At 65.9% G+C, this 10,294-nt stretch carries 7 protein-coding genes; 1 reads left to right on the top strand and 6 read right to left on the bottom strand.

The annotated features are described in order from the left end of the window. Window positions 1-831: 831 nt before the first annotated feature. From M1B34_RS32005 to M1B34_RS31995, 3 genes are read right to left on the bottom strand one after another with little or no spacing between them, the layout of a single operon-like run. The gene (locus M1B34_RS32005; protein WP_268267255.1) at window positions 832-2,235 is read right to left on the bottom strand and encodes an efflux transporter outer membrane subunit; all 1,404 of its coding nucleotides are present in this window, start codon (window positions 2,233-2,235) and stop codon (window positions 832-834) included. Further along, window positions 2,219-3,385: an efflux RND transporter periplasmic adaptor subunit gene (locus M1B34_RS32000; RefSeq protein ID WP_268267254.1), complete on the bottom strand. Its 1,167-nt coding sequence runs from the start codon at window positions 3,383-3,385 to the stop codon at window positions 2,219-2,221. Before M1B34_RS32000 ends, M1B34_RS32005 begins: the two co-directional genes overlap by 17 nt. After that, the gene (locus tag M1B34_RS31995) at window positions 3,375-6,596 is read right to left on the bottom strand and encodes an efflux RND transporter permease subunit (RefSeq protein WP_268267253.1); all 3,222 of its coding nucleotides are present in this window, start codon (window positions 6,594-6,596) and stop codon (window positions 3,375-3,377) included. Before M1B34_RS31995 ends, M1B34_RS32000 begins: the two co-directional genes overlap by 11 nt. 219 nt (window positions 6,597-6,815) lie before the next feature. Here M1B34_RS31995 and M1B34_RS31990 point away from each other — a divergent pair, with 219 nt between their 5' ends. Next, window positions 6,816-7,226 carry a PA0061/PA0062 family lipoprotein gene (locus M1B34_RS31990; protein WP_268267252.1) on the top strand — a complete coding sequence of 137 codons (411 nt, stop codon included), beginning with the start codon at window positions 6,816-6,818 and terminating at the stop codon, window positions 7,224-7,226. Between the two features lie 36 nt (window positions 7,227-7,262). On the opposite strand, the gene M1B34_RS31985 is transcribed toward M1B34_RS31990, so the two are convergent. The 3 genes from M1B34_RS31985 to M1B34_RS31975 all read right to left on the bottom strand — a co-directional run bounded on the left by M1B34_RS31985 (window position 7,263) and on the right by M1B34_RS31975 (window position 10,112). Next, a complete protein-coding gene (locus M1B34_RS31985; RefSeq protein WP_268267251.1) occupies window positions 7,263-8,558 on the bottom strand; it encodes an MFS transporter in 1,296 nt (431 codons plus the stop codon). Window positions 8,559-9,249: 691 nt separating this feature from the next. Further along, on the bottom strand, window positions 9,250-9,675 hold the full coding sequence (locus M1B34_RS31980; protein WP_268267250.1) for a YeeE/YedE family protein: 426 nt from the start codon (window positions 9,673-9,675) through the stop codon (window positions 9,250-9,252). Continuing rightward, a complete protein-coding gene (locus tag M1B34_RS31975; RefSeq protein WP_268267249.1) occupies window positions 9,672-10,112 on the bottom strand; it encodes a YeeE/YedE family protein in 441 nt (146 codons plus the stop codon). The genes M1B34_RS31980 and M1B34_RS31975 overlap by 4 nt, the downstream gene beginning before the upstream one ends. Between the last annotated feature and the right edge of the window lie 182 nt (window positions 10,113-10,294).

The following is a 10,294-nucleotide window of genomic DNA, read 5'->3' as shown; positions in this document are numbered from 1 at the left end:
TGGTTTTGGTGAGGGGCATGATCCGTTGCTGCGGGTTTGGTGGCTGGCGGTTTCGTCCTTACGGCGAGGGGGTGGGGTACATATCCGTTGGCTGCGGGTGTGGGCGACTTACGGTTTCGCTCTTACAGCGACTCACTTTTTTCAAACGCCGGAGTGGCCGGCCCAGCAAAAAAGTAAAGCAAAAACGCTTGCCCCTCCATGGGCCCCTCGCTGGGGCTCGGTGTTCCCTCACTCCGGCGCTGCTCCGGGGGGCACGCCGCCACAGGCCATCCATGGCCTGATGGCGGCTAGCTCGGCATCCATGCCGAGCTGCCCCCTACGCAACGCCTGCGTTCGGCCGGCTGGGAAGGGGCCTGAAGATCAAAAGCCAAGCGCGTGTTACGCGCTTTTCGTAGGAGCCGGCTTGCCGGCGAAGGGGGCCGTGAGCCATGCAGCGCCTGGGCGGGCGCCTTCGCTGGCAAGCCAGCTCCTACACGGGGGGACGGTACACACCGCTCCATCTTCAGGCCGGCCGCAAGGCCGCCGTCAGATTTTGATCTTGATATGAACGCCCCGTTAACCACGATGGCCGAACGCAGGTATTGAGCCGTGGGTAACCCGGCAGGGATGCCGGGTTAGCCGCCATCAGGCCATGGATGGCCTGTGGCGGCGGCCCACGGATCAATGCCGGAGTGAGGGCATGCCGAGCCTAGGCGAGGCACCGAGTGGAGGGGCAGGAGCCTTTGGTTACTTTGGGCTCTTTCCAAAGTGACTCGCTGTAAGAGCGAAACCGCCAGCCGCCGCACCCGCAGCAACGGATATGCCCCCGCCCCCCTAAAAAACTCACCCTCTCTACCCCCCACCCAACGCCACCACCAACCCCACACTCGCCTGCAACTCCCTGGTCTGCACCGCCTGCAACCCCCGTTGCGCCTGCAAGGCCGCGGTCTGCGCCGTCACCACATCCAGATAACTCACCGCCCCCGCCTGATAGCTGTTCATGGCCAAGGTCTGGGTATGTAGCGCCGCATTCACCGCCGCCTGCTGATCCAGCGCCTCCTGGCGCAAATCCCGCAGTTGCCCCAGGTTGTCCTCCACCTCGCGCACCGCCCTCAGCACTTGCCCACGGTAATGGGCGGCAGCTTCTTCGAACTCGGCATGGGCCTGCCGCTCATTGGCGCTCAGCCGCCCGCCATCAAAAATCGGCAGGTTCATCAACGGCCCCAAGGCCCAATAGCGATTGCCCGCCGCCAGCAGATTGCCCACGCCCTGGGTCTGCCCTCCGAGCATCCCGGTCAGGCTGAAATCCGGATACCAGGCCGCGCGGGCGATGCCGATGCCGGCATTGGCGGCGTACACACGGCGTTCGGCGGCGGCAATGTCCGGCCGGCGTTGCAGCAGGGTGCTGGGCAGTTGCTGGGGAATGCCCGGCAGGCTCAGCAGTTGCGTCGAGGGCGCCAGGTGGAACTGGCTGGCCGGCTCCCCCACCAGTTCACCGATGGCGTGTTCGGTGAGGTTGCGCTGGGCCCGCACTTCGTCCAGTTCCGCTTCGGCGCTGGCCAGTTGGCTCTGGGCCCGGGTCAGGTCCAGTTCCGAGGCGATCTGCCCCTGATAGCGGTCGCGGGTCAGTTGCAGGGCTTGGCCGTAATCCTCCAGGGAGCGGCTCAAGATCCGGCGCTGGGCATCCAGGCCATTGAGCTGCACATACAGGCCCGCTAGCTGTTTTTGCAGGCTCAGGCGCGCCGCCGCCAGGTCGTCGCCGGAAGCCTGTGCCTGAGCATCGCCGGCCGCCGTTTGATTGCGAATTCGCCCCCAGAGGTCGAGGTCGAAGCCCAGGGAAAAACCGGCGGTGTTGCTGTTGTAGATCGACGGTTGCGTGCTGCCGCGCAGGGGGCGGCTGTCCGACTGACGCTGGCGCAACGGCTGGGCGCTGGCACTGATCTGCGGGAACATCCCGGCATGCAACTGGCTGGCGTAAGCCTGGGCAGCGTCGTAGTGGGCCAGGGCCGCCGCGAGGTCCGGATTGGCCTGGAGCAGGCGCTGTTGCAGGTCGTTGAGACGCGGGTCCTGGTACAGCAGCCACCACTGCTCGGCAATGACCTGGGGCGTGGCGGCCGGGTGCCAGGGGCCGTCGGCGCTCTGTTCGCGAAACTGCGCCGGCAGGTCGATGGGCGGCACCTGGTAGCGGGGCGCCAGGGAGCAGCCGTGCAGGGCCAGCAACAGCAGGGCAGCGAGGGGCTTAAGCCTTGGGCGCATGCTCACCTCCGGCGTCCGCCAGTTGCACAAGGTCGCCTTCGCGCAGGGCGTCCGGCGGGTTGTCGATGACGTGATCGGTGGCGTGCAGGCCCTGGTCGATCACCAGCCGTTCGCCCAGGTCGAGGCCGATGTGGATGCTGCGCAGGTGCACGCGTTTTGCACGGTCGATCACCGCCACCTGGGTGCCCTGGGCACGGAAAATCAGGGCGCTGGCGGGGATGCTCACACCGTGGGTGTCGGCGGGAATCGCCAGTGTGGCTTCGGCATAGTCGCCGGGCATCAGCGCGCCGTCGGGGTTGGCGGCGACGAACTGTGCCAGCAGGGTGCCGGAGCGTGGGTCGATGGCGGTGGAGTCGCCCACCAGTTGCGCGCTGAAGTGCTGACCGGGGTGCTCGGGCACGGTCAACTGCGCTTCCAGGCCGGGGCGGATGACGCTGGCGTAGTTCTGCGGAATCGGCACGTAAAGCCGCAGTTTGTGGGTGTCCGCCAGGTCGAACAGCTCCGGGTCGCTGTCGTTGTCGGCCTTGATCAACTGGCCGATGTCGGTGTGGCGCGCGGTGAGGGTGCCGGCAAACGGCGCGCGAATGGTCTTGTAGTCTTCCAGCGCCGAGAGCCGTGCATAGTCGGCGGCGGCCGCCTCGGCATTGGCCTTGGCAGCAGCGGCGTTGGAGCTTTTTTCATCGGCCTCCTGGCGCGATACCGAATGGCTGGCCAACAGTTGCTGCCAGCGTTCGGCGGTGGTCTGGGCCAGCCGTGCATTGGCCTGCTGCTGGACCACCCGTGCCCGGGCCTGGGCCACTTGCTGGTCCAGGTCGGGGCTGTCGATATGGGCCAGCACTTGCCCGGCGGCGACCTTGGCGCCGATGTCCTGGGTCCAGTCCTTGAGGTAGCCGCTGACCCGGGCATGGATCGGCGCCTTGCTCCAGGCTTCCAGGTGCGCCGGCAGGCGCAGGGTGTCGCCCAGTACGTTGGGCTGCGGTTGGAACACCAGCACTTGGGGCACGGCGGCGGTTTCGGTCCAGGCGGCGACGGCCTGTTCATGCCGGGTGCGCGCCGCCAGGCCGCTGACCACCAGTAGGGCAGCCAGGCTCAAGCCGCCGATGCCCAGCAGCATCAGGCGTTTGCGCGAAGGAGTGTGATCAGGCGACATGGGTGTTTTCTCCAGCAACAGCGGAATGGGGAGGGCGACCGTGGACCAGGCTGAAGACCACGGGCACAAAGATCAGGGTGGCCACGGTGGCGAGGATCAGCCCGCCGATCACCGCGCGGCCCAGGGGCGCGTTCTGTTCTTCGGACAGGGCCAGGGGCAGCATGCCGATGATCATCGCCAGGGCGGTCATGCACACCGGGCGAAAGCGCGTGTAGCCGGCTTCCAGGGCGGCCTTGAGGGCATCGCCGTGTTCCGCCAGGCGCTCGCGGCAAAAACTCACCACCAGGATCGAGTTGGCAGTGGCCACCCCCATGCAGAGGATGGCCCCGGTCAGCGCCGGCACCGACAGCGGGGTGCCGCTCAAGAACAGCATCCACACGATCCCGGCCAGGGCCGCCGGCAGCGCGGTGATGATCACGAACGGATCGACCCAGGATTGGAAGTTGACCACGATCAGCAGGTAGATCAGCACCACCGCCCCCAGCAGGCCCAGGCTCAGGCCGCTGAAGGCTTCGTGCAGGGCGTCGATCTGCCCGTGCAGGCTGACCGTGGCGCCATTGGGCCGTAGGGCCGCGGCGTCGTCCAAGACCTTTTGCATGTCGTGGGCCACGGCGCCGAGGTCGCGGCCTTGCACGTTGGCGTACAGGTCCAGTGTGGGCTGGATGTTGTAGTGACTGACCACCGCTGGGCTCTCGACCCGGGAGATGTCCGCCAGGCCACCGAGGATCTGCGACTGGCCGTTGCTGCCGGTGACCGGCAGCGCTTCCAGGGCCGGCAGGCTGTCCAGGCGGTACTGCGGGGTAGCCGCGACGATGGAATAGGACACGCCGTTCTTCGGGTTGAGCCAGAAGGTCGGCGCCACCTGGGAACTGCCGGCCAAGGACGCCACCATGCTGTTGGTCACGTCACGCTCGGTGATCCCCAGGCCGTTGGCCCGCAGGCGGTCGACCTTGACCTGCAGTGACGGGTAGCCGGTGGACTGCTGGATCCGCAGGTCGGCAATGCCCGGCACATGTTGCAGGCGCCGTTGCAGTTCCAGGGCGTAGGCGCGGTTGGCCGCGTCATCGGGCCCGGAGATTTTCACGTCCAGTGGGGCCGGGGCGCCGAAGTTGAGGATCTGGCTGCTGATGTCCGCCGGGAGGAAGGCGAACTGGCTGCCGGGGAAGCTTTCCGGCAGGGCTTCGCGCAGCTGTTTCTCCAGGTCGGCGCTGGGGGCGTGGCCGGGCTTGAGGGTGATCTGGATGTCACCGTCCTGGGGCCCGATGGTGCCGCTGTTGCTGTAGGCCATGTCGATGCCGCTCAGGGGGATGCCGATGTTGTCGATGATGCTGTCCAGTTGCTCGGCCGGGATCACTTCGCGAATCCGCCCTTCGATACGGTCGAAGGCCGCCGCGCTTTCCTCGATCCGCGTGCCCAGGGGCAGGCGCACGTGCAGGGCCAGGGCGCCGGCGTCGGTGGCGGGGAAGAAGTCCTGGCCCAGGCTTGGCAGCAGGGCGAAGGAAGCCAGCACACAGGCGAGGAAGCCGAGGATGAAGGTCTTGCGTCGGCCCAGGGCCAGGTGCAACAGGCTGTGGTAGGTGTCGCGCACAGTGGAGAAACGCGCCTCAAAACCCTGTTGAAAGGCCAATAGCCCGCGCACCAGGGCATTGCGCGGCTTGGCGTGCTGCTCGCCCTCGTGATGGTTGATGAAGGCATCTTCCGGGTGATGCCCGGGGCCTGATTCCGGCGTATGGGGCTTGAGCAGGTACATGGCCAGGGTGGGCACCAGGGTCCGGGAGAGGATGAACGAGCTGGCCATGGCGAAGATCACCGCCAGGGCCATGGGCCGGAACAGGTAGCCGGCGATGCCCTGCAACAGGAACATCGGCACGAAGACGATGCAGATGCACAGCAGCGAGACGAAGGCCGGGCCGACGATCTGCTTGGCGCCGTCAAGGATGGCCACCTTCACCGCCTTGCCCTGTTCCAGGTGCCAGTTGATGTTCTCGATGGTCACGGTGGCGTCGTCCACCAGGATCCCCACCGCCAGGGCCAGGCCGCCCAGGGTCATGACGTTGAGGGTCTGGCCGCTGAGCGCCAGCAGGGCAATGGCCGAGAGCACCGCCAGGGGAATCGACGCGGCGATGATCAGAGTGGAGCGCCAGCTGCCGAGGAACAGCAGGATCATCGCGCTGGTCAGCAGAGCGGCGATGATGCCTTCCTGGGCCACGCTGCCCACCGACTGTTTGACGAACACCGAGGCATCGCCCAGCAGCGAGGTCTTCAAGGACGGCGGCAGGGTTTCATTGATCCGTGGCAGCATCTGGCGGATGCCGTCGACGATGGACAGGGTGGAGATATTGCCGTTCTTCAGGGCCGGCATCAGCACCGCCCGGCGTCCGTCGACCCGCACGATATTGGTCTGCGGCGGTGAGCCGTCGCGCACGTGGGCCACCTGGCCGATGGTGATCAGCGCGCCGTCCACGGTCTTGATCGGCAGGTCGTTGAGTTCGTCGATGGCCTTCGGGCTGTTGTTCAGCAACACCGTGTATTCATTACTGCCCAGCTTGGCGGTGCCCACCGGGATGATCTGGTTCTGCGCCGCCAGGGCATTGCCCACGTCTTGCGCCGACAGGCCTTTGGCAGCCAGGGCTTGCGGGTCCAGGTCGAGGGTGATCTGGCGCTGCTTGCCGCCCATGGGCGTGGGCATGGCCAGACCGGGCAGGGCGCTCAAAGGCAGGCGGATGTTGTTCTGCACCAGGTCGCGGATCTTCGCCTCCGACAGGGTCGGGCTGGAGAAGGCCATTTGCAGGATCGGCACCGTCGAAGCGCTGTAGTTGAGGATCAGCGGCGGGGTGATGCCCGGCGGCATCTGCTTGAGCACGGTTTGTGACACCGCCGTCACCTGGGCGTTGGCGGTGCGGATATCGACCCCGGGTTGGAAGAAGATCTTGACGATGCCCATGCCCGGCAACGACTGCGACTCGATGTGCTGGATGTCATTGACCGTGGTGCTCAGGGAGCGCTCGTAGGTGTAGATCACCCGCCCGGCCATGGCGTCCGGCGACAGGCCGTTGTATTGCCAGACCACCGCCACCACCGGGATGCCGATATCCGGAAACACGTCGGTGGGGGTACGCAGGGCCGCCAGGGGCCCGATGATGCAGATGAATATCGCCAGCACGATGAACGTGTAGGGCTTGAGCAGTGCGGTCTTGACCAGCCCGAGCATGCCGAAAACCTCCGAGGGAGTGGGATTGCAAACCTCGGCAGCCTGCAGCGACCCACCTAACACGCGGCTTTCAGCCAGGTGAAGGAAGTTTTAGATAAGCCCTGTACTTCCTTTCATGTGGATTCATTTGTGCTCTGGCAAGGGGCTCGACAAGCTTTGCAGCCATCGCCTGTAGGGGCTTTTTTCGATGGTCGATTTTCCTTTGTCGAGGTACTTCCCATGACACTCAAAGCGCTGTTGCTGATTCCCGCCCTGGGCCTGGCCTGCCTGTTGTCGGCCTGCGCCGGCCCGATGCCCCAGCCCGATCCCAGGGAAGCCTGGATCGACCTGCAGCAAGAGGCGCCCAATGACCTGATGGCCGAGCGGGTGGATGGGCAGAAGATTGATGACGGCCGCTACTTCGAGGTCCAGCCTGGCGCCCATCGCCTGGACGTGACCTTGTTCGAAGAGCCGGCCGGTGATTCCAACCAGGAGGACTGCAGCGGCCACCTACGTTATGAGCATTTCCAGGCCGGTGAGCATTACCGCCTGGTGGAGTCCAGTCTGGGCCAATCGGTCACGGCCCAACTGCTGGACAGCCACGGCAAGCGCCTGGCCAGCGCCGAGGACTTCAACTGCCTGCCGGGTTGAGGCGGCAGGCGCTGAAGCCCGTGCTCGCCCCGTGGCTCAGGCGGTGGCCGGGCGCAGGTCGGTCTTGGTCGGCACCCCCGGTGCGCGCCACACCAAAAAGGCTGCCAGGACCGTGGTGGCCGCCAGCAGGTAGAGGCCCGCCGCTGGGGAGTCGAACCCTTGCTCGGCGGCGTTTTTCAACACCGGGGCGATGAAACCGCCGAGGGCGCCGAACGAGTTGATCAGGGCGATCCCTGCTGCCGCCGCGCTGCCGGCCAGGAAGCTGGAAGGAAAGGTCCAGAACACCGGTTGCACGGCGATAAAGCCCGAGGCAGCAAAGCACAGGGCCAAGACCCCAAGCAGCGGGCTGGCGACACTCACCGAACAGGCGATCCCGGCGGCCGCCATCAGCAGGGTCAGGGCGGCGATCGGCCGGCGCTGGCCCGTGCGGTCGGCCCAGCCCGGAATCCAGTAGGCCGCCAACAGCGCGCAGATCCAGGGGATGGCGCTGACCAGCCCCACCAGCAAGCCGACCTTGCTGCCCATCAAGCCGCCGATCTGGCTCGGCAGGTAGAACACCACGCCGTACACACTGGCCTGGATCAACAGGTAAACCAGGCACAGGTACAGCACCGCCGGCTGGCACAGCACCTGCAACAAGCGGTGGCCGTGTGCCTGCTTGTGCTGGTTTTCGTGGTCCAGCACCGCCTGGACCTGCTGGCGTTCTGCGGGCGTCAGCCAGCGTGCATCTGCCGGTTTGTTGTCCAGGTACCAGTAGGCCCAGACGCCCACCGCCGTGGCCATCAAGCCTTCGACGGCGAACATCCACTGCCAGCCGTGCACCCCGGCCCAGCCGTCCATTTCCAGCAACAGCCCGGACAGTGGGCTGCCGAAGATAAACGCCAGGGGCGCACCGAAGTAGAAGAAGCCCATGGCCTTGCCGCGCACCGCTTCAGGGAACCAGTAGGTCAGGTAGAGGATGACCCCGGGGAAGAACCCGGCTTCGGCCACGCCCAGCAAAAAGCGCAGCAGGTAGAACGTGGTTTCGTTATGGGCGAACACCATGGCCGCCGAGACCAGGCCCCAGGTCACCATGATCCGGCACATCCACAGCCGGGCACCGACCCGGTGCAGGATCAGGTTGCTGGGCACTTCCAGCAACGCATAACCGGCAAAAAACACCCCGGCGCCGAACGCGAATGCGGCGTCGCTGATGCCGGTATCGGCCTGGAAGCTGTGGCGGGCGAAGCCGACGTTGGCCCGGTCGAGAAAGGCCATGATGTACATCAACAGCAGGAACGGCAGCAGGCGCCAGGAAATCCTGGCCAACAGAGGGGCAGGTAACGTCTTCACGGCAGTTTCCTTTTTGAAGTTATGTGCACTGCGTGGCAGGGAAGAGCGAGGGAAGGCAGGCGACGCCGCTCAGGGCGCGTTGGCTTCGCGCTGGCGAACAAGTGGCAGGGGACGGGGGATGGCAATGGCGGCAGACATGGTCAATCACCTCTACACATTGTTGTTGTGCAGAGGACTCTACGGGCTTTGAATGATGCGAGACCAATCGAAATAAGGTTGCTACCAATACCCTCAAGGTATCAATAGCCAGCCCCCTGATGACATCTGTAGGAGCCGGCTCGCCGGCGATAGCGTCGGCACGGTCGCTGCAGGTATTCCGCCAGAATCGCGCCGTGGGTGGTGGCGTCAATACAGCCTTGTGTGTAGGAGCCGGCTTGCCGGCGATAGCGTCAGCACGGTCGCAGCGGATGTTCCGCGAGGATCGCGGCGTGGGTGGTGGCGTCAATACAGCCTCGTGTAGGAGCCGGCTTGCCGGCGATAGCGTCAGCGCGATCGCAGCCGATGTTCCGCCAGGATTGCGCCGTGGTTGGGCACGTCAATGCAGCCTCGTGTAGGAGCCGGCTTGCCGGCGATAGCGTCAGCACGGTCGCAGCGGATGTTCCGCGAGGATCACGCCGTGGGTGGGGGCGTCATCGCTGGCAAGCCAGCTCCTACAAGGGGGGATTGCTTCAGTGCAGCCATTGGAGGTGTTTTAGGTGCGGCGGTTGCGGCGTGCCTCCAGCCAATGGAACAGGCCCATGCCCACCAGCATTGCGGCGACAAACAGCCAGGCTTGCCAGTGCCCACTGGGCAGCAGCGCCAACGCGGGGCCGGGGCACAGGCCGGCAATGCCCCAGCCCACGCCGAATACCAGGCTGCCGAGGATCAGGCGCCGGTCTGGCGAGCGCTTGTCGGGGATTCTCATCGGCGCACCGAGCAGCGCCCGTGGCTGGCGCATTGCCCAATGAAAGGGTATCCAGGCCGCGCCGATGGCCCCCAGCATCACCAGGGCCAGGGAGGGGTTCCAGGCGCCTGTCAGGTCGAGAAAGCCCAGGACCTTGGCCGGGTTGGTCATGCCTGACAACAGCAGGCCGAGGCCGAACAGCAGGCCGGCGATCAATGCACTGAGCTTTCTCATGGCATCAGCCCCAACAGATGGCGGATCACCCAAACCGTGGCGAAGCCGGTGCCCATAAAGCACAGGGTGGCGATGATCGAACGCGGGGACAGCCGGGAAATGCCGCATACCCCGTGGCCACTGGTGCAGCCGGCGCCATAGCGGGTGCCGATGCCCACCAGCAGACCGGCGCCGATCAGGCCCAGCAGACCGCTCTGGAACTCGGCGGCCGGCAGGGCGTGGAACAGCCCCCAAAGCAGCGGCGCCAGCAACAGGCCGAGGATGAACAGGGCCTTTTCGCCCCAACCCTCGCTGCCCGGTTGCAGCAGGCTAGCGAGCAGTCCACTGATCCCGGCGATGCGCCCATTGGCAACGATCAACAGCCCGGCCGACAGACCGATCAATGCCCCACCGGCCAAGGCCGACCAGGGCGTGAAATGCAGGTAATCCAAAAGCATGGCGGGTTCCTCCAGGAGCCGATGCGGCCGGGGTGGATGTTACGTGAGGGGCGCCGCGTGAGTGAGCAGGAAATCACCCCGTCGTGTAGGCGCCGGCACGATCGCTGCGGGTATTCCGCCGGATTGCGGCTGGGTGGGGGCGTCATCGCTGGCAAGCCAGCTCCCACAGGGGGGCGTCAATT

The sequence above is a fragment of the Pseudomonas morbosilactucae genome (assembly GCF_023241715.1).
In the GTDB taxonomy this organism is placed as follows: domain Bacteria; phylum Pseudomonadota; class Gammaproteobacteria; order Pseudomonadales; family Pseudomonadaceae; genus Aquipseudomonas; species Aquipseudomonas morbosilactucae.
Note: the sequence above shows the minus strand (reverse complement) of the source record. Positions and strands in the feature narration are given on the sequence as shown.